Source organism: Microbacterium luticocti DSM 19459, from assembly GCF_000422405.1.
Classification (GTDB): Bacteria; Actinomycetota; Actinomycetes; order Actinomycetales; family Microbacteriaceae; genus Microbacterium; species Microbacterium luticocti.
This window is the reverse complement of record NZ_AULS01000001.1, coordinates 557120-580408: the sequence shown is the minus strand read 5'-3', so window position 1 is coordinate 580408 and position 23289 is coordinate 557120. Positions and strand designations below refer to the sequence as shown.

General features: G+C 72.1%; 23 protein-coding genes. 6 read left to right on the top strand and 17 right to left on the bottom strand.

What is annotated here, in order from left to right; genetic code table 11:
• The 11 genes from H577_RS0102895 to H577_RS0102845 all read right to left on the bottom strand — a co-directional run.
• Positions 1–258 (bottom strand): helix-turn-helix domain-containing protein (locus H577_RS0102895; protein WP_029144679.1); only part of this gene is annotated, 258 nt, incomplete at its 3' end.
• 172 nt (positions 259–430) lie between these two features.
• Positions 431–1297: a nucleotidyl transferase AbiEii/AbiGii toxin family protein gene (locus tag H577_RS0102890; protein ID WP_029144678.1), complete on the bottom strand. Its 867-nt coding sequence runs from the start codon at positions 1295–1297 to the stop codon at positions 431–433.
• Positions 1294–1854, bottom strand: coding sequence for a type IV toxin-antitoxin system AbiEi family antitoxin domain-containing protein (locus tag H577_RS0102885; protein WP_211217877.1), 561 nt, complete (start codon positions 1852–1854; stop codon positions 1294–1296). The genes H577_RS0102890 and H577_RS0102885 overlap by 4 nt, the downstream gene beginning before the upstream one ends.
• 169 nt (positions 1855–2023) lie before the next feature.
• Positions 2024–2317, bottom strand: coding sequence for a SemiSWEET family sugar transporter (locus H577_RS0102880; protein ID WP_051191642.1), 294 nt, complete (start codon positions 2315–2317; stop codon positions 2024–2026).
• Positions 2318–2417: 100 nt separating this feature from the next.
• Positions 2418–3791, bottom strand: coding sequence for a DHA2 family efflux MFS transporter permease subunit (locus H577_RS0102875; protein ID WP_029144675.1), 1374 nt, complete (start codon positions 3789–3791; stop codon positions 2418–2420).
• Positions 3788–4300, bottom strand: coding sequence for a PadR family transcriptional regulator (locus tag H577_RS0102870; protein ID WP_036283328.1), 513 nt, complete (start codon positions 4298–4300; stop codon positions 3788–3790). The genes H577_RS0102875 and H577_RS0102870 overlap by 4 nt, the downstream gene beginning before the upstream one ends.
• 160 nt (positions 4301–4460) lie before the next feature.
• Complete coding sequence (locus H577_RS0102865; RefSeq protein ID WP_245570313.1) at positions 4461–5654, bottom strand: glycine C-acetyltransferase; 1194 nt, start codon at positions 5652–5654, stop codon at positions 4461–4463.
• A complete protein-coding gene (tdh, locus tag H577_RS0102860; protein WP_029144672.1) occupies positions 5639–6682 on the bottom strand; it encodes an L-threonine 3-dehydrogenase in 1044 nt (347 codons plus the stop codon). Before tdh ends, H577_RS0102865 begins: the two co-directional genes overlap by 16 nt.
• A 92-nt stretch (positions 6683–6774) precedes the next feature.
• Positions 6775–7251, bottom strand: a complete 477-nt coding sequence (locus H577_RS14865) for an FHA domain-containing protein (protein WP_051191636.1) — start codon at positions 7249–7251, stop codon at positions 6775–6777.
• 119 nt (positions 7252–7370) lie between these two features.
• Positions 7371–8960 (bottom strand): AMP-binding protein, encoded by a 1590-nt coding sequence (locus tag H577_RS0102850; RefSeq protein WP_029144671.1) that lies wholly within the window; start codon positions 8958–8960, stop codon positions 7371–7373.
• A gap of 176 nt (positions 8961–9136) precedes the next feature.
• Positions 9137–10204 (bottom strand): Glu/Leu/Phe/Val dehydrogenase family protein, encoded by a 1068-nt coding sequence (locus tag H577_RS0102845; protein WP_029144670.1) that lies wholly within the window; start codon positions 10202–10204, stop codon positions 9137–9139.
• Positions 10205–10358: 154 nt separating this feature from the next.
• Here H577_RS0102845 and H577_RS0102840 point away from each other — a divergent pair, with 154 nt between their 5' ends.
• Complete coding sequence (locus H577_RS0102840) at positions 10359–11159, top strand: methyltransferase domain-containing protein (protein WP_029144669.1); 801 nt, start codon at positions 10359–10361, stop codon at positions 11157–11159.
• Here H577_RS0102840 and H577_RS14860 read toward each other — a convergent pair.
• The gene (locus H577_RS14860) at positions 11125–13041 is read right to left on the bottom strand and encodes a heavy metal translocating P-type ATPase (RefSeq protein ID WP_051191634.1); all 1917 of its coding nucleotides are present in this window, start codon (positions 13039–13041) and stop codon (positions 11125–11127) included. The genes H577_RS0102840 and H577_RS14860 overlap by 35 nt on opposite strands.
• 52 nt (positions 13042–13093) lie before the next feature.
• Between H577_RS14860 and H577_RS0102830 the strand changes: the two genes are divergently transcribed.
• Positions 13094–13570, top strand: coding sequence for a YbaK/EbsC family protein (locus H577_RS0102830; RefSeq protein WP_029144668.1), 477 nt, complete (start codon positions 13094–13096; stop codon positions 13568–13570).
• A gap of 205 nt (positions 13571–13775) precedes the next feature.
• Here H577_RS0102830 and H577_RS0102825 read toward each other — a convergent pair whose 3' ends face one another.
• Positions 13776–14531 (bottom strand): IclR family transcriptional regulator, encoded by a 756-nt coding sequence (locus H577_RS0102825; RefSeq protein ID WP_036283324.1) that lies wholly within the window; start codon positions 14529–14531, stop codon positions 13776–13778.
• Positions 14532–14602: 71 nt separating this feature from the next.
• On the opposite strand from H577_RS0102825, the gene hutH reads away from it, so the two are divergent.
• Genes hutH through hutI form a run of 3 tightly spaced genes read left to right on the top strand, consistent with a single transcriptional unit; the run spans position 14603 to position 18959 of the window.
• A complete protein-coding gene (gene hutH / locus H577_RS0102820; RefSeq protein WP_029144666.1) occupies positions 14603–16141 on the top strand; it encodes a histidine ammonia-lyase in 1539 nt (512 codons plus the stop codon).
• Positions 16141–17790, top strand: a complete 1650-nt coding sequence (gene hutU / locus H577_RS0102815; RefSeq protein WP_029144665.1) for a urocanate hydratase — start codon at positions 16141–16143, stop codon at positions 17788–17790. Before hutH ends, hutU begins: the two co-directional genes overlap by 1 nt.
• Positions 17787–18959 carry an imidazolonepropionase gene (hutI, locus tag H577_RS0102810; protein ID WP_029144664.1) on the top strand — a complete coding sequence of 391 codons (1173 nt, stop codon included), beginning with the start codon at positions 17787–17789 and terminating at the stop codon, positions 18957–18959. Before hutU ends, hutI begins: the two co-directional genes overlap by 4 nt.
• On the opposite strand, the gene H577_RS0102805 is transcribed toward hutI, so the two are convergent.
• Genes H577_RS0102805 through H577_RS0102795 form a run of 3 tightly spaced genes read right to left on the bottom strand, consistent with a single transcriptional unit; the run spans position 18946 to position 21742 of the window.
• Entirely contained in the window at positions 18946–19575 is a 630-nt protein-coding gene (locus H577_RS0102805; protein WP_029144663.1) for a hypothetical protein, read from the bottom strand. The two genes, hutI and H577_RS0102805, sit on opposite strands and share 14 nt — an antisense overlap.
• On the bottom strand, positions 19572–20456 hold the full coding sequence (locus H577_RS0102800; protein WP_029144662.1) for an agmatinase family protein: 885 nt from the start codon (positions 20454–20456) through the stop codon (positions 19572–19574). Before H577_RS0102800 ends, H577_RS0102805 begins: the two co-directional genes overlap by 4 nt.
• Before the next feature lie 14 nt (positions 20457–20470).
• Complete coding sequence (locus H577_RS0102795; protein ID WP_029144661.1) at positions 20471–21742, bottom strand: DUF445 domain-containing protein; 1272 nt, start codon at positions 21740–21742, stop codon at positions 20471–20473.
• Between the two features lie 47 nt (positions 21743–21789).
• Here H577_RS0102795 and H577_RS0102790 point away from each other — a divergent pair, with 47 nt between their 5' ends.
• On the top strand, positions 21790–22062 hold the full coding sequence (locus H577_RS0102790; protein WP_029144660.1) for a metal-sensitive transcriptional regulator: 273 nt from the start codon (positions 21790–21792) through the stop codon (positions 22060–22062).
• A 15-nt stretch (positions 22063–22077) separates the two neighbouring features.
• Here H577_RS0102790 and H577_RS0102785 read toward each other — a convergent pair whose 3' ends face one another.
• Positions 22078–23286, bottom strand: a complete 1209-nt coding sequence (locus tag H577_RS0102785; protein WP_029144659.1) for an MFS transporter — start codon at positions 23284–23286, stop codon at positions 22078–22080.
• Between the last annotated feature and the right edge of the window lie 3 nt (positions 23287–23289).

Here is a 23289-nt window from a genome sequence, read left to right as displayed (position 1 = left end):
GAGTGGTCCCGCGTCCAGCCCCTCTGCCGTCAGCGACCGGCGCAACGCGATGACGCGTTCCCGAACCCGGTCGGTGACCCGCTGCGGCGAGGACAGCGGTGCCCGGGACCGGGGTTCGACCGCGTCGATTCCACCTTCCCGGTAGCGGGCGAGGAGACGGTGGATATGGCGGCGCGACATCTGGTAGGCGTCAGCGGCTTCGGTGACCGTCAGCTCCCGGGCAACGATCTTCAACACGACGACACGATGCTTCGACATGCCCCCGACTGTGACCTATGACCCGACTCACCAGCGACCCATCATCTGTGACCTATGTCGCGAACCCAGACACCCTCAGGTCCACCCAGTTGCTCTCATCAAGAGTGCACATCGACGCTTGTGGGGCCGCCCGAGGGGGCGGCCTCAGTCGTCTCTGCGGCCCAGATGCGCGCTATGTGCGAGGTGGCGGGGCGTCGCCGCGGCTGAACACGGGGTCGAGGTAGGAGGCCACCAGCGCCACCTGCCGGTCGAGGTCTGCTTCGCAGACCGCTTCCAGTCGTTCTTTGCGGCGCCATGCCGCCCACTTGGCCTGACCGATCGTCCCATAGCCGACCATGTGCGGTGCGATGGGTTCGAGGGCGACGCCGCGGTAGCGGGCTACTGCTCGCGCTGAGCGGAGTAGTTCGTCGGTGTCGATGCCCTGTCGGGCCAGTTGGACGATGTCGACGTAGTCGCGCCACCTGGTGCTCGCGATCCCTCGTTCCAAGATCGTCACGCCCTTCTCGGCGATGGTGGTCTCTGGCGCGTAGCCGAGCATCTCGATCGGGTCGCCCAGGACGCGGTCGATGTGCACCCTGCGGGGTGCGGGCACGATGGGATCTCCGGTGGAGACATCCCACGCGGCCGTGCCCTTCCACGGCCCGATCGAGACACCGACGCGGACGCGGAATCCGGGGTAGTCGGCGTGTTCGCGGATCTCCTGCACGTTGATCGAGTCGAGATCGAACACCACCCCGTCATCGGTCTGGACGGCCGCGATGTCGTGAACGACTGCGATGAGGTGATCGGCAGTGACATCGGCTCCGATGGCGTTCGCATCGGCGTCCTTGGTCGGGCGCCGTACGCCGTAGGCGGCCAGCAGGATGCCGCCCTTGAGCACGAAGTCCTCGGCATGGGCGGTGCGAGTGAGCCGGCTCAGGAACGACTCCAGCGTGTGCCGGATCAGATACTCCTGCGTCGGTGCGCCCGTCCCAGCCTTCGCCGCGGCGGAGCGTGCCGCGGACTGGAGGCGGCGGAACACCTCATCGCCCACACTCATGCCAGCGCCTCCAATGCCTGGAGGAGGGGGGATTTCGCTCGAGGGAGCCGGGAGGCGATCTCGATCAGCCGGGCCGGTTTTCCGCCGCGGCGCAGCCACTCCTTCAACGCCTCTCGCGCCAGTTCGTACCCGACCTCGCCACGCAGGCGAAACGCATCGGTGATCGATCGCTCGGGCGAGTAGATCCCGATCGTCTGATCTGCGCCTGGAATCGGGATCTTCTCCCGGCCGATCTCGAACGTTGGCCGGTCGAACTGATGCCACGTGATCGCGCCAGTGCTCGCCGGCGTACGCGATCCGCGGGGGATCGCGACATCCAGCGCTGCGGGGATCGCATCAGTCAAATCGTGGTGGGCGAGCGCTGATGCCAAGCAGATCGTCGCATCCGGACGACGAGTCGCAGCCTCGAGCCAATCCCAGTCCACTGCTGTGGCGTCAGCCGGCAGATAGATACCCCGAGCGATCCGCTCCAACCGCCCCTCACGCGCAGCGCGATACAGCCCACTGCGCGACAGACCTGCCTCCTCGGCCGCGCCCGGTCTCACCGTCGGCGTCACCGCCACCTCCGTTGATACGAAACGTATACACGTAAGTGTATCCGATGACGAATCGTCTCGTTTGAGTGCGCGTTCGCGTGGCTCTGTGAAAGCGAGGGATCCTCTGAGTGTCTGCGGCCGCTCGACCGCGTCGACGTGTCGGATCGGTTCGCGGGCCGGCGATCGCGGCTCAACGGCGGGCGTCGCCGGACGCGTTTCGATACCTGAGCCGGGCGGCGACGGTGATGGTCGCGATCGCCACGGCCGTCGCCACCGCGTTGGGAACCACGAGCGGCCAGTCCTGCCGTGCCAGTCCGTAGAGGACCCACAGCAGGAATCCGGGGATCAGCAAGCTGAAGTATCCGAGTGAGACGTCTCGGGCGGATCGCGTTCGCAGCATCGTGCGAATCTGCAGAGCCGGGGCGATGGCCATGACGACTCCCCATCCCGCCGCTGTCAGGCCGAGAACGTCGCTGAGAACCATGTGAGCCTCCTCCTGGTGGGCCCTGGCTCTGGTCCTCGTCCGTACGGCACGGGGGGCGACGCGAAGACGCGCCAACACTACCATTCGGTGATCGGCACCGTCAGAGCCGTCGGCCAGAGCGCGGAAGCCACACCGCAGCGGCCGCCGCCAGTCCCGAGAGCACCGCGATGACGACCGCGATCTCGTGCAACGCATCGACCGGACCGGCGGCGGCGCTGTGCGTGGTGAACAGGCCCACCAGCAGACCGATCCCCAATGATCCGGCGATGCGCTGCACGACGTTGAACACGGTGTTGGCATCGGCCTGCTGGTCGGGCCTCAGGTGCAGGTTGACCACCGTCAGCAGCGGCGTGATGACCAGACCGATCGACGCCGAGCGCGCCGCGAGGATCGCCGCGGTGAGCCAGATCGAAGTGTCCAGGCCGATGGCCAGCAGGCCCAGACTCGACGCCAGCAGCACGGCGAACCCGAGGACCACGGTCCAGCGCACCCCGATGCGATCGGCCACCTTCTGGCCGAGCACGGTGCCGAGGCCCGTCAGGATGCCCTGCGGCAGCAGCGCGATGCCGGCTGTCACCGCGGAATGGCCCTGCACCTGTTGCAGGAACACCGGCAGCAGGAACAGGATCGACCAGGCCGCCACCGACGCCGCCGCGCACAGCGCGAACGACAGTGCCGCGCCGCGATCGCGCAGAATCGCCAGGTCGAGCGCCGGATGCGGTGCCCGCCGCGCGTGCAGTACGTAGGCCAGTAGGAGCAGAGCGCCGACTCCGAGGGGGAGCCAGCTGTCCGGCTCGTTCCATCCCTGGCTGTTGCCGCGGTCGAGGCCGAACAGCACACCGAACAGTCCGACGGCCAGAAGGACGAGCCCGAGCGCGTCCAGGTGCGCGTCGGGTCGGCGCGGTGGCGCGATCCGGGCCGGCACCGCGCGCACGGCGAGGGTGGCGAGCAGTCCGACCGGCAGGTTGATGACGAAGATCGACCGCCACCCGAACGCGCCGATCAGCAGCCCGCCGAGGGTCGGGCCCAGCGCCGGGCCGAGGAACAGCAGCATCCCGGCCAGTGGCGAGATGTCGCGCGACGCGCCGCCGCCGCCCAGCAGCATGCTCATGGCCAGCGGCACCAGGGTCGCCCCGGTGACCCCTTGCACGATGCGGGCACCGATCAGCAACTCGATGCTCGGTGCGAACGCGCACAGCGCCGACGCGACGGTGAACGCGAGCACACCCGTCGTGTAGGTGCGCAGCGTGCCGAAGCGTCGCGCCAGGTACGACGTGAGCGCGAGCCCCGTGCCCAGCGCCAGCATGTAGCCGCTGGTCACCCACTGCACCGTGACCAGGTCGCTGTTCAGTTCGGCCGCGATCGGGGCGATGGCGACGTTGACGATGCTCGAGTCGAGCATCGACAGCAGGGGGCCGGCCAGCAACGCGAACTGGGCGGTGATGCCGAGCCGGCCGTCCGCGGTGGCGGTCACCGGCGTGCAGCCTCGGTGCGAAGGTCGGCGAGCCATCTCAGCTCGGCCTCGGTCTGCTCACGCAGGTGCGTGACGGCGGCAGCACCCCAGAACTCTCCCGACGAGCGCTCGGTCAAATCGACCAGCCGCGCCAGCGACTGGCGCAATGCGTGTGAACGCGCGTCGAGGATCGCGGTGCGTTCGGCCGGATCGAGAAAACCGAATTGTCCCAGCCGGGTCAGAAACTCCAGGTCGTCGGCCGCCTGCGCGGGGGAGAACTCCGAGAGCAGGTCGTGCAGCAGCTCGCGACCGACGTCGGTGAGTTCGTACACGTGCCGGGGCGGCTTCGACTCGTGCTGCTCGACGGTCACCTCCACCGCGCCGGCGGCGACGAAGCGCTTCAGGGCCGGGTAGAGCGAGTTGTTGTTGATGACGATGCCGGTCGTGGCTTCGATGCGCTTGCGCAGCTCGTAGCCGTGCGCCGGATGCTGCGACAGGTGCCGCAGGATGAGAATCTCGGGATAGGCCATAGTAGGTTAAAGTAACCTAGTTTGGCGCAAAGCAACAGGTCATCCGGTGGTGGAAACCCCACCCTGATCATGGCGGAAACCCCACCCTGATCGCGGCGGAAACCCCGTCAGCTACCTCGACGCCTGAACCAGGCGCCGGCCGGGCAGCCGGCATCCCGGATCAGCCGACGGCCTCCCGCGAGGCGACGAACGCGTCCACGCAGCGGCGGATCTGCTCCTCGGTGTGCGCGGCCGACAACTGCACCCGGATGCGCGCCTTCTCGGGCGGCACGACCGGAAAGCTGAACGCCGTGACGTACACCCCGCGCCGGCCCATCTCGTCGGCGATGCGCGCGGTGCGCGCCGCATCCCCGAACATCACCGGCACGATCGGGTGCTCGCCGTCCAGCAGGTCGAACCCGGCCTCGGTCATCAGCCTGCGGAACAGCGCCGCGTTGGCCCGCAGCCGCTCGCGCAGCTCACCGGAGCCCTCGAGCAGGTCCAGCGCCCGCAGCGTGCCCGCCACGATCGCCGGGGCCAGCGTGTTCGAGAACAGGTACGGTCGCGCCTTCTGCCGCAGCACGTCGACGATCTCGCGCCGGCTCGACACGTACCCGCCCGAGGCCCCGCCCAGCGCCTTGCCGAACGTGCCGGTGTAGATGTCCACACGGCCCTCGACGCCGCACAGCTCGGGGGTGCCGCGCCCGTTCTCGCCCACGAACCCGACGGCGTGCGAATCGTCGACGAACACCAGTGCGTCGTGCTGCTCGGCCAGGTCGCAGATGTCGCGCAGCGGCGCGATGTAGCCGTCCATCGAGAACACGCCGTCGGTGACGATCACCCGGAACCGGGCGTCGGCGGATGCCTCCAACTGCGCCTTCAGGTCGGCCATGTCGCGGTTGCGGTAGCGCAGCCGCCGCGCCTTGCACAGCCGGATGCCGTCGATGAGCGAGGCGTGGTTCAACTCGTCCGAGATGATCGCGTCCTCGTCGGTGAACAGCGCCTCGAACACGCCGCCGTTCGCGTCGAAGCACGACGAGAACAGGATCGTGGCCTCGGTGCCGAGGAACTGCGACACCCGTCGCTCAAGCTCGAGGTGCTGCTCCTGCGTGCCGCAGATGAAGCGCACGCTGGCCAGGCCGTAGCCCCAGGCATCCAACGCGCCCTTGGCCGCCTCGACCAGGCGCGGGTCGTCGGCCAGGCCCAGATAGTTGTTGGCGCAGAAGTTCAGCACCTCGGCGCCGTCGGCGATGATCTCGGCCTGCTGCGGGCCGTGGATGCCGCGCTCGCGCTTGGTGAGACCGGCGGCCTCGATGTCGGCGAGCACGGATGCCGCGTGGGCGGCGTATCGGGTCGAGGTCACAGCTGCGTCCAATCCAGGATGATCTTGCCGGTGCCGCCGGCCGCGGCGGCGTCGAACCCGGCCTTCCAGTCGCGGGCGGCGAACCGCTCCGAGATGATCGACGCGATCGCCTCGCGCAGGGTGGCGCTGGTCTGCAGCATGGCACCCATGGCGTTCCACGTCTCGAACATCTCGCGCCCGTAGATGCCCTTGAGCGTCAGCATGTGCGTGACGACCTTGCCCCAGTCGATCGCGAACGGCGCCGACGGCAGGCCGAGCATGGCGATCCGTCCGCCGTGGTTCATGTTCTCGATCATCTGGGGGAGCGCGGTGGGCGCGCCGCTCATCTCGAACCCGACGTCGAAGCCCTCGCGCATGCCGAGGGTGCGCTGCGCGACCGCGATGTCACCGGCAGAGACATCCACCACCTCGTCGGCCCCCATCTGCCGCGCCATCCGCAGCCGCGGCTCGCTGACGTCGGTGGCGACGATGAACCGCGCCCCGACGTGCCGGGCGACGGCGATCGCCATCAGCCCGATCGGGCCGCAGCCGGTCACCAGCACGTCCTCGCCGACGACCGGGAAGGCGAGCGCGGTGTGCACGGCGTTGCCCAGCGGGTCGAAGATCGCCCCCACCTCGGGTTCGATCGACTCGTGGTGCACCCACACGTTGCTGGCCGGCAGCGACAGGTATTCGGCGAACGCGCCGTCGCGCTGCACGCCCACACCCTGGGTGCGGATGCACATCTGGCGGCGACCGGCCCGGCAGTTGCGGCACGTACCGCACACGATGTGCCCTTCGCCCGACACCAGATCGCCGACGGCGACGTCGTGCACCAGCGAGCCGATCTCGACGACCTCGCCGAAGAACTCATGCCCCGGGATCAGGGGGGTCGTCACCGCGGATGCCGCCCAGTCGTCCCACCGCAGGATGTGCAGGTCGGTCCCGCAGATGCCGGTGCGCAGCACCCGGATGATGACATCCTCGGGCCCGGCGACGGGGTCTGGTCGGTCGGTCAGTTCCAGTCCGGGTCCCGGCTCTGGTTTGAACAGTGCCTTCACGGCGCCTCCTTGCCGCAGGCGTTCCCGGCATGTGGCGCCGGTGCCCGCGGCATCCAATCTAATCGACCGGATGCCGCGTGCCGCGCGTGCGCTCAGTCGGCGCCGTCCGCCGGCGGCACGACCGGGTGCGCGCCGGTGTAGTCCGGGCGCGGCGGCTGGTGCGGCTCGGGCGCCCCCTCGCCGCCCTGGCGTCCGCCGTACGGCAGGCCGTGGTCGGCGTACTCGTCGCGCGCGAACGTGAACGCCCAGTCGCCGAGCACGAACCGGGCGCCGGTGCGCAGCACCTCACCGGGCTTTCCGTCCAGCGAGGCCAACGGCACCGGCCGGTGGTTGGTCTGCGCCTGCCCGTGCAGCACCAGGACGTATTCGTCGTGGACGTCGTGGTGGATCTCGGCGTGGAGCGGGTCGAGCCCGTCGATGCGCACGTGCGCGTCCGCGCCCGAGCCGATGCGCACCAGATCCTCGTCCAGCGGCACCTCGCGGTGATCGCCCGGCCCGCTCAGGATCAGGTGCGGGTGCCCGGATCCCCAGGCACTGTGAGTGGTGGTCGGAACGTACTTGCCGGTCATGGCCGAACCCCCTCGTCGTGAGACGGATCTGCCCCCAGGATAGGTCCGTTCCCGCGCTCGGGGGCCGCCGGATCGAACGGGGCCCCCGGTGCGAGAGGGGTCCGCGCGGGAGAGGCGGGTCAGGCGCCCTGTTCGCGGGCGCGCAGGTCTTTGCGCAGGATCTTTCCCGAGCTGGACTTCGGGATCGCCTCGACGAACTCCACGCGGCGCACCTTCTTGTAGGGCGCGACCCGCTCGGCCACGAACGCCATCACCTCGTCGGCACCCAGCTCGGCCCCGGCCGCGGGCACCACGAACGCCTTCGGGATCTCCTCGCCCTCGTCGTCGCGCACGCCGATGACGGCGACATCCGCCACCTTCGGGTGGCCCAGCAGCAGCGCCTCCAGCTCCGCCGGCGGCACCTGGTAACCGTGGTATTTGATGAGCTCTTTGACCCGATCGACGACGGTGAACCAGCCGCCCTCGTGCGCGGTGGCGACATCCCCGGTGTGGAAGAAGCCCTCGTCGTCGATCGCGTTCGCCGTGGCATCCGGCTTGTTCAGGTAGCCCATCATCACCTGCGGGCCGCGGATCCACAGCTCGCCCGGGCGGGTCTGACCGTTCTGACCGAACTCGGTGATCTCTTCGCCGGTGTCGGGGTCGACCAGCTTGCAGACCGTGTTCGGCAGCAGCACGCCCACCGAGCTGACCGGCACGTCGTCGCGGTCGTACGGCATGGCGTGGGTGACGGGGCTCGTCTCGGTGAGCCCGTATCCCTGCATCATGCGGGCGTGGATGCGGGCTCCCGCCAGCCGGGCGGTCTCACCATCCAACGGGGCGGCGCCCGAGAACACCGAGTGCACCGTGGAGATGTCGTAGTCGTCGACGATCGGATGCTTGGCGAGGGCGACCGCGATCGGCGGGGCGATGTACAGGTAGGTGCAGCCGAAGTCCTGGATGTTCTTCAGGAACTCGGCCAGGTCGAACCGCGGCATGGTGACCAGGCTCGCCCGCTGGCGCAGCGCGAGGTTCAGCAGCACCGTCATGCCGTAGATGTGGAAGAACGGCAGCACCGCCAGCACCCGGTCGGTGGAGCGCAGGTCGATGTTCACCCGTGACTGCTCGACGTTGGCGACCAGGTTGCGGTGGCTGAGCATGACGCCCTTGGGGATGCCGGTGGTGCCCGACGAGTACGGCAGCACCGCCAGGTGCGTGGCCGGATCGAAGCTCACCGCAGGCGGGGTGCGCCCTTCGCCGAGCAGCTCGCGCAGGTTCGGGTGGCCGTCGGCGCCGTCGAGGACGATGACGTGGTCGTCGGGGATGCCGCAGGCCGAGGCGGCGGCCGTGGCCTGCGGCAGCAACGGGCTCACGGTCACCAGCCAGGTGGCGCCGGCGTCGGAGATCTGCGTGCGGATGTCGTCGGCGGTGTACAGCGAGTTGAACGTGGTGACCGCAGCCCCCAGCCGCAGCACGCCGTGGAAGACGGTGGCGAACGCGGGGATGTTCGGGCAGAGGACGCCCACGACGGTGTCGGCGTCCACGCCCCGGGCGGCCAGCGCACCGGCGAACGCGTCGATCTGGGCCTTCAGAGCCCCGTACGTGGTCTCGGCACCGCTGGCCGGGTCGACGAGGGCGATGCGGGCGGCGTCGGCGTCGGACAGATCACCGAACAGGTAGTCGTAGACGCTGAGCGCGGGGATCTCGACGTCGGCGAACGGGCTGTGGAACACGAGGCTTCTCCCTTGATTCTTCGTGCATGCCGGTGCGGGTGCCGGCAACCGGCGTCGTCGCCGGTTGCCGTCCATCATGCCACTCGGACTCGGTTTCACACGATGTGAAACCGAGTCCGAGTGTGCGTGGGGCATGGAGGGGCCGGGCTGCGGCGGCCCGGCCGGGCCGGGCCGGCTCAGACCCGGGCGGCGCGGGCGGCTCCCAGACGCTGCGCGGCGAGGTGCTCGGCGGCGGCCAGCGGCGTGGTGCCCGCGCTCGCCGCCTCGTCGAAGACGCGACGCAGTGTGTCACCGATGCCGCTGACCCGCTGCATGATCTCGTCGTGGGTGCCGTGATGCTTGGCCTCGAGGTCGAGGTAGATCACACCGCCCGCGTTGACCACGAAGTCGGGCGCGTACAGGATGCCGCGGGCGGCCAGCCGGTCGGCGCCGGACCGGTCGGCGAGCGGGTTGTTCGCCGGGCCGCAGACGGCCGACACCTGCAGGGCGTCGATGGTGTCGTCGTCGAGCACGCCGCCGATGCCGGCCGGCACGAACACATCGCCGGGCACGTGCTGCTCGGTGCCCGGCGTGACCCAGGTGGCGCCGAGTTCGGCGGCCAGGTCCTTCTTGGCGGGGTTGACGTCGGTGACGGTGAGGATCGCGCCCTCACCGGCCAGCCGCCGGGCCAGGCGCGAGCCGACCTGACCGAGGCCTGAGATCGTGACACGCCGCTCGGCGACGTCGGCCGTTCCGGTGACACGCTCGAGGGTGGCACGCAGTGACTCGTAGACGCCGAGGCTGGTGGGGCCGGCGGGTTCGCCCTCGCCCCCGGCGGTGTCGGGCAGTCCCACCACGTGCGCGGTGCGTTCGCTGACGGTGAGCATGTCCTCGGCGGTGGAGCCGACGTCCTCGGCGGTGCGGTAGCGGCCGCCGAGGGACTCGACGGCGTCGCCCAGGTCGAGGAAGGCGGCGCGGCGTCGGTCGGCGTCGAGGGTCTGACCGGGTTCCAGGCGCAGCACCGACTTGCCGCCGCCGGCGTCCAGCCCCGCGGCGGCGTTCTTCAGGGTCATCGCGGCCGACAGCCGCAGGGCGTCGCCGAGCGCGTCGCTCCAGTGCGGGTAGGTCCACAGCCGGGCACCGCCCAGGGCGGACCCGAGGGCCGAGGAATGCAGGGCGACGGTGATGAACAGGCCGCTGCGCGGGCCGGTGATCACCTCCACGCGCTCGTGGGTGAAATCGGGCAGGGGCAGGGTGTGCGTCATCGCGTCCTCTTTCGGCCGGCCTTGTGGGCTGTGCGGGTGGTGCCGCGGCTTCGCGGCATCCTCTCCATTGTGCCTGTTCTCGGGCCGCGGCGGGACGGCCCGACCCCGGGCCGATCCCGTCCTGCGGGGTGCCCCCGCCCGGTAGCCTTCGAGGATGTCGGATCCCTACGCCCACGGGCACCACGAGAGCGTGCTGCGTTCGCACGAATGGCGCACGATCGCCAACTCCGCCGCCCACCTCGAGCCGTTGCTGCGGCCCGGACTGTCGGTGCTCGACGTCGGTGCCGGTCCCGGAACGATCACGGTCGAGCTCGCCGAGCGGGTCGCCCCCGGCGAGGTCGTGGGCGTGGATGCCTCGGCCGAGGTGGTCGCGAAGGCCGCGGCGCTGGCCGCCGCGCGCGGCGTGACCAATCTCTCCTTCCGCGTCGGCGACGCCTACCGGCTGGACGCGCCCGAGAACGCGTTCGACGTCGTTCATGTGCATCAGGTGCTGCACCACCTGTCCCGCCCGATCGATGCGCTGCGCGAGTTCCGGCGCGTGGTGCGCCCGGACGGTGTGGTCTCGGTGCGCGAGGTCGACTACGAGGGCACGTTCTGGTATCCGCACTCGGCCGGGCTGGACGAGTGGCTCGACGTGTACTGCCGCATGCACCGTGGCCTCGGCGGCGAGCCCGCGTCCGGCCGCCGGCTGAAGGCCTGGGCCCGCGCGGCCGGCTTCGCCGACATCACCGCCACCGCGTCGCAGTGGCTGTTCACCACGCCGGAGGACCGTGCCTGGTGGGGCGGGATGTGGGCCGACCGCGCCCTCCAGTCCGCCTTCGCCGAGCACGCCCTGACGCAGGGCGTCACCGATCAGGACGGCCTGCAGCGCATCAGCGACGCGTGGCGGGAGTGGGCCGCCGACGAGGACGGATGGCTCGTCATGCCCCATGCCGAGGTGCTGGCTCGCAGCTGAGCGTGCCCTCGCCGGCGCGCCCGTCCACCGCGCCGAGATCGGCGGTGCGCCCGCGCAGCGCCCGCAGCGCATAGAGGATGGTCGTCAGGTCGACACCCTCCTGCACGAGCGCGCCCGCCACCGCCGGGATGACGCCGGTGGTCGCCACGAGCATGAGCCCGATGCTCAGCGCGATGCCGATCCCGATCGCGGTCAGGGCGACCCGCAGGGTCGCCTGCCCGATCGCGACCGCGTCGGCCACGCCGGTCAGCGTATCGCGCAACACGACGGCATCCGCCGCCTGCCCGGCCGCGGTACTGCCGCGTGCCCCCATCGCCATGCCCACGTCGGCGGCCGCCAGCACCGGGGCATCGTTCACCCCGTCGCCGACCATGAGCACCGGTCGGGGCCGGATGCCGGCGGCCAGCGCCACCTTCTGCGCCGGGGTCAGCTCGGCATGCACCTCGTCGATCCCCACCTGTGAGGCGATGGATGCCGCCGTGCCGTGCACGTCGCCGGTGAGCATCGCCGTTCGTGCCACGCCGTGACGCCGCAGCCATCCGACGACCGCGGCCGCCTCGGGTCGCACCTGATCGGCCAGCACCAGGACGCCGGCGAACCGGCCGTCCACCGCGACATAGGCGGCGGCATGCCCGGGCTCCAGGACCGCCCGCTGCGTGTCGGGGGCGATGGCCGCGACGTACGCGGGCTTGCCGACGACGACCGTGCGCCCGTCGATCACCGCGGTGACCCCGTTCGTGGCGACCTCGTCGGCGTGGGTCGCCGGTCGCAGCGGCACGCCCCGTGAGAGTGCGGCGGCACGGATGCCGTCGGCCAGCACGTGCGCGGAATAGTCCTCGGCCGATGCGGCCAGCGCCAGCAGCCCGTCCTCGTCGAACCCCGGCTGCGGACGAACGGCGACCAGTCGCGGGTGCCCGCGGGTGAGGGTGCCGGTCTTGTCGAACGCGGCCGAGCGCACCCGGGCGAGCTGTTCGAGCACGGCACCGCCCTTGACGATGACGCCCGCCTTCGCCGCCCGCGACAGTCCGCCCAGGTAGGCGACCGGCGCGGCGATCAGCAGCGGGCAGGGCGTGGCCAGCACCAGCACCTCGGCGAACCGCACCGCCTCGCCCGAGATCGCCCACGCCGCGGCGGCGATGACGAGCGAGACGGCGGTGAACGGCACCGCGAACCGGTCGGCGAGCCGCACCACCGGGGCGCGCGATTCCTGCGCGCTGCGCACGAGCGCGATCACCTGCTGGTACTGGCTGTCGGCGCTGCGCCGCACCGCCCGCAGCCGCACCGCCACCGGTCCGTTCACCGCGCCCGACGGCACCTCGGCACCGGCACCGCGGGCGACCGGCATGCTCTCACCGGTCAGCGACGACAGGTCGAACGAGGCGTCGTCGCTCAGCAGCACGCCGTCCACCGGCACCACCTCGGCGGGGCGCACCAGCAGCACGTCGCCGACGCACACGTCTTCGACGTCGACGTCCTGCAGCTCGCCCGAGGCGTGGTCGGCCGGGTGCACGAGCACGTGCGCGCGCTGCGGCGAGCGCTCGAGCAGGGCGGTCAGCTCGCGGGTGGCGCGGCGGGATGCCACATCCTCGAGCGCCTCGCCTCCCGACAGCATGAGCACGATGACCAGCGACGCGATGTACTCGTCGACGGCGAGGGTGGCGACCATCGCCACCACCGCGAGCACGTCCAGCCCGACGTGCCCGCGAAGGACGTCCCGGATCATGCCGATCAGGGTCCAGACCACCACGACCGACACGAACACGATCGCGGTCCACCGCGCGGCATCCGTGCGCCCCGCCGCCACCAGCGCGAGCACCACGGCGAGCACCACCACGGCGGCCACGACGATCGGGTAGCGGCGCACCGCACGCACGAGCCTCATGCCCCCAGCTTGCCGGACCGCGGCGGCCGCCGCGCCCCCGTAGGCTCATGTCATGTCCGATCCGCTTCCGCCCCGCAGCCGCGCCGTCCAGGACGCGCTGCGCGCCGCCGGCATCCCCGGCGAGATCAGCACCCTGCCCGACTCCGCCGCCACCGCCGCCCTGGCCGCGGCCGCCCTCGGCGTCGAGGTCGGGGCGATCGCGAACAGCCTGGTGTTCTGGTGCGACGACGAGCCGCTGCTGGTGATGACCAGCGGCGCCCACCGGGTCGACACCGCCGCGCTCGCGCAGCGCCTGGGCCGCGGCACGATCCGGCGGGCCACCCCCGAGCAGGTGCGGGATGCGACCGGTCAGGCGATCGGCGGGGTCGCCCCGGCCGGCCACCCGCGGCCGCTGACCACCGTGGTCGATCCTGCGCTCGCCGAGTTCCCGCAGCTGTGGGCGGCCGGCGGCACCCCGCACACGGTGTTCCCGCTCACCTTCGCGGAACTCGTGCACCTCACCGGCGGCACCGTCGAAAAGGTTGATTGAGCGCCACCGCCACCGTGCCGCTCACCCCGCGCATCCGCCGCCCTCGCCGCGGCGCCCTCGCCCCGCGTGCCCCGCGCCCTCGCCCCGTGCGCCCGGCCCCTTGTCGCCGAGAGAACATCTGACCGCCGAGAATGCGGGTAATACCCGCTCTCTCGTCCGGCAGATGTTCTCTCGCGGGTTCGAGTGGGTGCGGGGGAGGGGGTGGTCACCGGCCCGAGATGCGCCGCGACAGTTCCGCGGCAGCGCCGGTCACCAGCGGGACGAGGGATGCCGCATCCCGCCCGGCCTCGTCGGGCCAGGTCACCGCGATGGCCGCGGCCGGCCAGCCGGCGTGGTCGGTGACGGCGACGCCGACCGACCGGGTGCCGAGCGTCACCTCGCCGTCCTCGGTGGCGTAGCCGGCCGCGCGCGCCTGCCGCAGCAGCTCCCGCAGCTCGGACGGCCGGGCAGGACCGCGCCCGGTGCGGTCGGCGAAGGCCGAGGCATCCGGATACAGCGCCCGCACCTGCTCGCGCGGCAGCGCTGCGAGCATCGCCCGGCCGGTCGCGGTCAGGTGCGCGGGCAGCCGCACGCCGACGTCGGTGACGAGCGCGGGGCGACGCGGCGCCCGCTCCTCGACGATGTACAGCACGTCGCGCCCGGTCATCACCGCCAGGTGCGCGCTCTCGCCGGCCCGGTCCACGAGCGCGGCCACCAGCGGGCGGCCCAGGCGCGCCAGCGGCTCCTGCCGGGCGTAGCCGCCCGCCAGCTCGAACGCCGCCGTGCCCAGCCCCCAGCGGTGCTCGCGCTCCAGGTGCACGGCGAACCCGTGCGCGGCCAGCGTCCGCAGCAGGAAGTACACCGTCGACCGCGGCAGCGAGAGCTGGTCGGCGATGGTGCGCGCGGCCACCGGTCCGCGCTGCCGGGCCAGGAACGCCAGCATCCGCAGCGTCTGGTCGGCCGCGGGCACCTGGCCACGCATGTCTGGGATCACAGACACAGGATGCCACGGCCGCCTCCCGCACGGAAGCGGGACGGTGTGGAATCGGGAGCATGAGCCACCCCGCATCCGTCGTCGTCGGCGCCGCCGCGCTGACCGCCGCCGAGGTCGTCGCCGTCGCCCGGCACGGCGCCCGCGTCGACATCGACCCCGCCGCACTGCAGGCCGTCGCCGCCTCCCGCGCCCTCATCGAGCGGCTCGCCGACGATCCGGTGCCGCACTACGGCGTCTCCACAGGGTTCGGGGCGCTCGCGACCACGTTCATCGCGCCCGACCGGCGCCGGCAGCTGCAGCAGAGCCTCATCCGCTCGCACGCGGCCGGAACCGGCGCCGAGGTCGAGGCCGAGGTGGTGCGCGCGCTGCAGGTGCTGCGGCTGCAGACCCTCGCCACCGGCCGCACCGGGGTGCGGCCCGAGGTCGTCGCCACCTACGCCGACCTGCTCAACGCCGGCATCGTGCCGATCGTGCGCGAGTACGGCTCGCTCGGCTGCTCGGGCGATCTCGCCCCGCTCGCCCACGTCGCGCTGGCCGCCATGGGCGAGGGCGAGGTGCGGGTGCACGGCGAGGCGATGGATGCCGCCGATGCCCTGGCCGCGGCATCCATCGCCCCGCTCGTGCTCGCCGAGAAGGAGGGGCTGGCCCTCATCAACGGCACCGACGGCATGCTGGGGATGCTGCTGCTGGCGCTGGCCGACCTCGAGGTGCTGCTGGATTCCGCCGATGCCGCCGCCGCACTGTCGATCGAGAGCCAGCTGGGCACCGACGCGGTGTTCGCCGCCGACCTGATGGCACTGCGCCCCCAGGTCGGGCAGGCCCGATCGGCCAAGAACCTGCGCGCTCTGCTGAACCCGTCGCCGATGGTCGCCAGCCACGCCGGACCCGAGGACGGCCGCGTGCAGGACGCCTACTCGCTGCGCTGCTCGCCGCAGGTGCACGGCGCCGCCCGCGACACCGCCGACCACGCCCGCACCGTCGCCGAGCGCGAACTGCAGGCCGCCGTCGACAACCCGGTGGTCACCGTGGACGGCCGGGTGGAGTCCAACGGCAACTTCCACGGCGCACCGGTCGGGTACGTGCTCGACTTCCTCGCGATCGCCGTCGCCGATCTCGCCTCGATCTCGGAGCGGCGCACCGACCGGGCGCTGGACCCGGCCCGCAGCCACGGGCTGCCGCCGTTCCTGGCCGACGAGGCCGGGGTCGATTCCGGGCTGATGATCGCCCAGTACGCGGCGGCCGGGATCGTCTCGGAACTCAAGCGCCTGGCGGTGCCGGCGTCGGTGGACTCGATCCCGTCGTCGGCCATGCAGGAGGACCACGTCTCGATGGGGTGGGCGGCCGCCCGCAAGCTGCGCCGCGCCGTCGACGGGCTGGCCCGGGTGCTCGCCGTGGAGGTCATCACCGGCACCCGCGCGCTCGACCTGCGGGCGCCGCTGCAGCCGGGGCCGGGCACCGGTGCGGTGCGCGACCTGCTGCGCGCGCACGGGGTCGCAGGCCCCGGCCACGACCGGTTCGTCAGCCCCGACATCGAGACCGTGACAGAACTGGTGATCAGCGGCGCCGTGCGTGCCGCCGCGTTCGAAGGAGGCAAGTGATGCAGGGAGCACGAGAGGTGCGCGCCCCACGGGGCCCCGAGCGCACCGCGAAGAGCTGGGGCGCCGAGGCCGCCAAGCGCATGCTCATGAACAACCTCGACCCCGAGGTCGCCGAGCACCCCGACGACCTGGTCGTCTACGGCGGCAGCGGCCGCGCCGCCCGCAGCTGGGAGGCGTACGACGCCATCGTGCGCACCCTCGACGAGCTCGAGCCCGACGAGACCCTGCTGGTGCAGTCGGGCAAGCCGGTGGGCGTGTTCCGCACCCACGAATGGGCGCCGCGGGTGCTGATCGCCAACTCGAACCTCGTGGGGGACTGGGCCACCTGGCCCGAGTTCCGCCGCCTCGAATCGCTCGGGCTGACCATGTACGGGCAGATGACCGCGGGATCGTGGATCTACATCGGCACGCAGGGCATCCTGCAGGGCACCTACGAGACCTTCGCCGAGGTCGCCCGCTCGCTCGGCCGTGACTCGCTGGCCGGCACCCTGACGCTGACGGCGGGATGCGGCGGCATGGGCGGCGCGCAGCCGCTGGCGGTCACCATGAACGACGGCGCCGTGCTCATCGTCGACGTCGACGAGTCGCGGCTGGCCCGCCGCGTCGAGCACGGCTACCTGGACGAGTACACCACCGACCTCGACGACGCCGTCGCCCGGGCCGTCTCCGCCAAGGTCGAGGGCCGGGCGCTCTCGGTCGGCGTCGTCGGCAACGCCGCCGAGGTGTTTCCCGAGCTGCTGCGCCGCGGCACCGAGATCGACATCGTCACCGACCAGACCAGCGCCCACGACCCGCTCGCGTACCTGCCGATCGGCGTGGCCTTCGCCGATTGGAAGGCCGAGGCATCCCGCGACCCGGAGGACTTCACCCGCCGCGCCCGCGAGTCGATGGCCGCGCACGTGGGCGCCATGGTCGGATTCCAGGATGCCGGTGCCGCGGTGTTCGACTACGGCAACTCCATCCGCGCCGAAGCGCAGCTGGGCGGCTGCGAGCGGGCGTTCGCGTTCCCCGGGTTCGTGCCCGCGTACATCCGGCCGCTGTTCTGCGAGGGCAAGGGACCGTTCCGCTGGGCGGCGCTGTCCGGCGACCCCGAAGACATCCGCAAGACCGACCGGGCGATCGCCGAGCTGTTCCCCGACGACGTCGCCCTGCACCGGTGGCTGGCCAAGGCCGGCGAGAAGGTCCACTTCGAGGGGCTGCCGGCGCGCATCTGCTGGCTGGGCTACCAGGAGCGTCACCTGGCCGGGCTGAAGTTCAACGAGATGGTCGCCTCGGGAGAACTGAGCGCGCCGATCGTGATCGGCCGCGACCACCTCGACGCCGGGTCGGTGGCCTCGCCGTACCGTGAGACCGAGGCGATGGCCGACGGGTCGGACGCCATCGCCGACTGGCCGCTGCTGAACGCGCTGCTGAACACCGCGTCGGGGGCGAGCTGGGTCTCGATCCACCACGGCGGCGGCGTCGGCATCGGCCGCTCGATCCACGCCGGGCAGGTGACCGTCGCTGACGGTTCGGACCTGGCCGCGCAGAAGATCGCGCGCGTGCTGGTGAACGACCCGGGCACCGGGGTGATGCGACATGTGGACGCCGGGTACGAGCGGGCCCGCGAGGTGGCCGTCGAGCGCGGCCTGACGGTGCCGATGCTGTGACCGCCGTGCTGCTGACGAACATCGGCGAGCTGACCACCAACGTCGGCACGCCCGATGATCCGTGCGGCACGCTGCACGACGCCGCGGTGCTGGTCGAGGGCGGCCGCATCGGCTGGGTCGGTCCGGCGTCGCGCGCGGCCGGCCACGCCGGTGCCTCGAGAGTCGACGTCGGCGGGCGCGCCGTGATCCCGGGGTTCGTCGACAGTCACACCCATCTGGTGTTCGGCGGCGATCGTGCCGACGAATTCGCCGCGCGCATGGCCGGGCAGCCGTATGCCGCCGGCGGCATACGCACCACGGTCACGGCGACCCGGGCCGCGAGCGACGACGCGTTGCGCCGCCGGCTCGCCGGGTTCGTCGCCGAGTGTCGCGCGCAGGGCACGACCACCCTCGAGATCAAGACCGGGTACGGGCTCACCGTGCACGACGAGGCACGTCTGGCGCGGCTGGCCGCCGAGGTCACGCCCGAGGTCACCTATCTGGGCGCGCACGTGGTGCCCGCCGAATACGCCGACCGCCGCGCCGAGTATGTCGAGCTCGTGTGCGGCGACATGCTGCGCGCGGTCGCGCCCCACGCGCGGTGGATCGACGTGTTCTGCGAGACCGGGGCGTTCACCCCCGACGAGGCCCGCCGGGTGCTCGAGGCCGGTGTGCGCCACGGCCTGGTGCCGCGGGTGCACGGCAACCAGCTCACGCCCGGCGAGGGCGTACGCCTCGCGGTCGCGCTGGGGGCGGCATCCGTCGACCACTGCACGTACCTGACCGATGACGACGTCGCCGCGCTCGCCGCATCCGACACGGTCGCGACCCTGCTGCCCGGTGTGGAGTTCTGCACCCGGCACCCGTATCCCGATGCGCGGCGGCTCATCGACGCGGGCGTGAGGGTGGCACTGGCCAGCGACTGCAACCCGGGCACGAGCTTCACGAGCTCGATGCCGTTCGTGATCGCGCTGGCCGTACGCGAGATGGGCATGACCGTCCCCGAGGCGGTGTGGGCGGCCACCGCCGGGGGTGCGGCGGCGTTGCGGCGCGACGACATCGGCCGACTGGCGCCCGGCGCCCGGGCCGACCTGGTGGTGCTCGACGCGCCCAGCCGCACGCACCTGGCGTACCGCCCGGGCGTACCGCTCGTGCACGCCGTCTACGCAGGCGGCGTCAGCTCAGGATGAGCGCCGCGGTCGAACGGTCCGGCCAGCGCACGTCGATGCGGTGACCGGCGCCGTACGGCGCGATCTCGACCTGGGGGATCGACGACCCGGTCTGCCAGATCCGGATCGGGCGGCCGTTCGCGTCCCGCGGCTTCTCGTCGACCTGCGGGATCGCCGGTGGTTCGGCCCCGCGGCGCACCGCCACCACGACCGGGTACCCCGCCGGCACGTCCCGCACGCTCGCCCGCGGCACCCCGGTGACCCGGCCCTCGTCGTCGCGGCTGCGCACCTCGTCGACGACCGCGTCGTAGGGGATGAGGATCCGCAGTTCGCTGTGGTCCTCGACGAACCCGTCGCCTTCGGGACGGGCCACGCATAGGTCGACGCCCTGCTCGAGCCGGGTCAGCAGCAACGGGTCGTGCGGCGCGGTGGTCACCGCCTGGCCGGTCAGGCGCAGACCGGGCAGTGTGCCCGAGTCGGCGCGCACGGCGCGCACCTGCCACGGGCCGTTCTCGACCACCCCGCACGACAACGCCTGCCCGTCCAGTTCGAGCGGTCCGGTGCCGATCGGGCCCCACGCCCGCGGTTCACCGAGCGCGTCGAGCACCGCGACGGCGTCGGGCATGGCGGCGGTCATGCGCCGCGCCCCGCGTAGCCGGCCAGCAGTTCCAACACGCACAGCGCCGCCAGCCGCACGGTGCGCCCGTCCGGGGCGTCGGCGGTGGCGTCGACCTCGGCGATGTCGGCCGAGGCCACCTGGCCGGCTGTCGCGATCCGCCGCACCAGCGCCCGCAGCTCCCAGGCGGCAAGGCCTCCGGGCACCGAGGCGGGGCAGCCGGGCGCGACCGAGCGGTCGCACACGTCCACGTCGATGTCCAGGTGCACCGGCCCGGTGCCTGAGACCTCGACCGCCTGCGCCACCACGTCGTCGATGCCGCGGCGGCGTACCTCGTCGACGGTGATCACGGTGATGCCGTACGAGAGGGCACGGCGCGCGTAGGCTGCGGAGTTCGCGAAGTCCGAGATGCCGATCTGCACGATGCGCCGCCCGTCCAGCCCGTCGTCGACCAGACGGCGCACGGGCGAGCCGTTCGACGCGCCGTCGCGCAGGTCGTAGTGCGCGTCGAGCGTGATCAGACCGCCCGCCAAGGCGCCCTGGGCCACCGGATAGGTGAGGGAGTTGTCGCCGCCCAGGGCCACGACGAGGCCCGTGGATGCCGCCAGCTCGCGCACCCGCGCACGGACACGCTTCTCGCCGTCCGGGCCGTCCGGGTCGGCCACGTCGCCGGCGTCGACGATGCGCAGCGCCGTGTCGAGGTCGACCGCCTCGCCCGAGACGAGGGTGGGGCTGAACCGGCGCAGCGCCTCGCGGACGGCGGCGGGTGTGGCATCCGCCCCCGTCGGCGACAGCGAGCTCAGATGCGTGGGAACGCCGATCAGGGCGACGTCGGAACGGGAGCCGTCGAACGCCGGCCAGGAGCCCGCGCGCGGCCAGAGGGGGTCGTGTGAAAGAGCCACCTTCGCACCGTATCTCACCCCAGCAGCAGCTGGGCGACGGTGTAGATGCCCAGGCCCGCCAGCGCGCCGATGACGGTGCCGTTCAGGCGGATGTACTGCAGGTCGCGGCCGACCATGAGCTCGATCTTCTCGGTGGTCTCGGCGCCATCCCAGCGGGCCACGGTGTCGGTGATGATCGAGGCGATGTCGTGCCGGTAGCGGTCCACGGCGAACACCGCCGCGTCGGTGACCCACGCGTCCACACGGTGCTGCAGCGCCGGTTCGTGCTGCAGCCGCTGACCGATCTCGGCCACCGCCGCCGCGGCGCGCCGGCGCAGCCCGCTGCCCGGGTCGGCGAGGGATGCCAACAGCCCCGCCTTGACGCCCTCCCAGGCGTGTGCGGCCAGCTCGCGCAGCCGCGGCGAGTCGAACACCGAGGCCTTGGCGTGTTCGAACCGGTCGATCATCGCCGGATCGTGCTGCAGCCGGTCGGCGAGACGCACGAGGTAGTCGTCGAGGGCGCGGCGGGCCGGATGCTGCGGGTCGGCCTGCACGGCCTGCACGAACTTCACCGCCTCGCTGTAGACGGTGTCGTCCACGAACCGGTGCGCGATGCGCGGCACCCATCCGGGCAGTCGCCTGGAGACCAGCCCCTCGAACGCGGCGTGGTTCGCATCCAGCCACCCGGCCAGGCTGTCGACGGCCAGGTCCACCGCGCCGGTGTGCGCCCCGGCATCCACCACCCGCGCCAGCCACGCGCCCGCCGGCGGGGCCCACGGCGGGGCGAGCAGATGCTCACGGGCCAGCGACTCGAGCACCTGCTGCACGTCGGCGTCTGAGAGGGCGCGCAGCACACCCGTCGCCGCCGCTGCGGCCTCGGCGCTCACCCGCTCGGCGTGGGCGGGCTGGGCCAGCCAGGCGCCTGCCCGGGCGGCGATCGCGGTGGACTGGAGTTTGGTGCGCACCACCGGTCCCGACAGGAACTCGGTCTCGACGAACTCGCCCAGGGTGCGGCCGATCTCGTCCTTGCGGGTCGGGATGATGGCGGTGTGCGGGATGGGGATGCCCAGCGGGTGGCGGAACAGCGCGGTCACGGCGAACCAGTCCGCGAGCGCGCCGACCATGCCGCCCTCGGCCGCGGCGCGCACGTACGACAGCCACGGCCGATCGTGCTCGAACACGAACGCCACCGCGAAGACGGCGGCCAGGGCCACGAGCGCACCCAGGGCGATGGCCTTCATGGTGCGAAGCGCCCGGCGGCGCTGCTGATCGGCCGGGCTGAGCAGGGCGGTCGGGGTGCGCACCATGCGCTCATCCTTCCACGCGCGCCCGGTCGGGCGGGTACCCTGGCCGCGTGATCGATGACATCAAGAAGCGCGCCCTGCACCGCACGGCGATCCTCGAGGGGCAGCTGCGCGGGCTCGCGAAGATGATCGAGAACGAGGACTACTGCATGGACATCCTCGGTCAGTCCCGTGCGATCCAGAAGGCGCTCGCCTCGCTCGACAAGCTGCTGTTGGAGAACCACCTGCGCACGCATGTGACGCACATGTTCGAGCACGGCGGCGACCAGCGCGAGCAGGCGGTGAGCGAGTTGCTCAAGGCCTACGACGTCGGCACCCGCTGACGGCGCCGGGTCGGTTCACGAGGTGATGGTCTGCACCGGCTCGGTGTCGGGCAGCGGGCTGGCGTCGCGGAACCGCAGGTCGGGGAAGCCCCGCACGAACAGCACCGCCACGAGCACCCCGACCACGGCGAACCCGGTGGCCGTCCAGTACGCGCCGGCCGGGCCGAGTCCGTCGATGAGGAACCCGGCGACCGCCGAGCCGGCGGCGGCGCCGATGAGCTGACCGGTGTTCAGCCAGCCGAACGCCTCGGCGGTGTCGCTGAACTTGACGCTGGCGGTGGTCATCGCGGCCATCACCGCGAACGCCGGCGCCACGCCGATGCCGGCCACCAGCAGCGACCCGCCGATCCACCACACCGACAGGAACAGGGTGCTCAGCACCAGTCCGATCGCGACGATCGCCATGCGGCGGGCCATGGCCCAACGGCTCATCGCGATGCGGCCCGACAGCAGACCCCCGGCCAGGCTGCCGAACGAGAAGACCGCCAGCACGAGCCCCGCCTCCAGGCCGCCCTCGCTGAAGGTGGCGACCACGCCCGCCTCGACGGCGGCACACGCGCCCACCAGCAGCAGGCCGGTGACGGTCGCCAGCACCACGGGCGGGCGGGCGAGCACCGTGCCCAGGCGCCGGCGGCTGCGCGGGATGCGCACCCGGCCGAGCTCCGGTGAGGCGATGAACCAGGTGCCGCCGCCCAGCAGGATCACCACGATCAACAGCAGCCCGACGACGGTGCTGATCTGGATGGACACGAACGTGACCACCACCGGCGCGAGGATCCAGATGATCTCCTGCAGTGAAGCGTCCAGCGAGAACAGCGGGGTCAGCTGGCGGGAGTTGACCATCTTCGGGTAGATGGTGCGCACCGCCGCCTGCACCGGCGGGGTGGACACCCCGGCGATCAGCCCGAGCACCATGTAGGCGGGCACCGGCAGCGTGAACAGGGCGATGCCGGTGACGGATGCCGCGCACACGAGCATCGTGAGGATCAGGACGCGACGCATGCCCCACATGCCCATCCACCGGCTGGTGACCGGGCCGGCCACGGCCTGGCCGATCGAGGCGGCGGCCAGCACGAGCCCGGCCGCCGAGTACATCCCGGTGGCGTGCTCGACATGCAGCAGGATCGCCAGGCTCGTCATGCCGGAGGGGAACCGCGCCGTCAGCTGTGCGGCGATGATGCGCCCGACTCCGGGCGTGCGCAGAAGGTCCCGGTATCCCGTCACGAC

Excerpts from the sequence above, each read along its gene's own strand:
- H577_RS0102890 (WP_029144678.1), bottom strand. The coding sequence starts at position 1,297 with ATGAGTGTGGGCGATGAGGTGTTCCGCCGCCTCCAGTCCGCGGCACGC.
- H577_RS0102880 (WP_051191642.1), bottom strand. The coding sequence starts at position 2,317 with ATGGTTCTCAGCGACGTTCTCGGCCTGACAGCGGCGGGATGGGGAGTC.
- H577_RS0102870 (WP_036283328.1), bottom strand. The coding sequence starts at position 4,300 with ATGGCCTATCCCGAGATTCTCATCCTGCGGCACCTGTCGCAGCATCCG.
- H577_RS14865 (WP_051191636.1), bottom strand. The coding sequence starts at position 7,251 with ATGACCGGCAAGTACGTTCCGACCACCACTCACAGTGCCTGGGGATCC.
- H577_RS0102845 (WP_029144670.1), bottom strand. The coding sequence starts at position 10,204 with ATGACGCACACCCTGCCCCTGCCCGATTTCACCCACGAGCGCGTGGAG.
- H577_RS0102840 (WP_029144669.1), top strand. The coding sequence starts at position 10,359 with ATGTCGGATCCCTACGCCCACGGGCACCACGAGAGCGTGCTGCGTTCG.
- H577_RS14860 (WP_051191634.1), bottom strand. The coding sequence starts at position 13,041 with ATGAGGCTCGTGCGTGCGGTGCGCCGCTACCCGATCGTCGTGGCCGCC.
- H577_RS0102830 (WP_029144668.1), top strand. The coding sequence starts at position 13,094 with ATGTCCGATCCGCTTCCGCCCCGCAGCCGCGCCGTCCAGGACGCGCTG.
- H577_RS0102825 (WP_036283324.1), bottom strand. The coding sequence starts at position 14,531 with ATGCGTGGCCAGGTGCCCGCGGCCGACCAGACGCTGCGGATGCTGGCG.
- hutH (WP_029144666.1), top strand. The coding sequence starts at position 14,603 with ATGAGCCACCCCGCATCCGTCGTCGTCGGCGCCGCCGCGCTGACCGCC.
- hutU (WP_029144665.1), top strand. The coding sequence starts at position 16,141 with ATGCAGGGAGCACGAGAGGTGCGCGCCCCACGGGGCCCCGAGCGCACC.
- H577_RS0102805 (WP_029144663.1), bottom strand. The coding sequence starts at position 19,575 with ATGACCGCCGCCATGCCCGACGCCGTCGCGGTGCTCGACGCGCTCGGT.
- H577_RS0102795 (WP_029144661.1), bottom strand. The coding sequence starts at position 21,742 with ATGGTGCGCACCCCGACCGCCCTGCTCAGCCCGGCCGATCAGCAGCGC.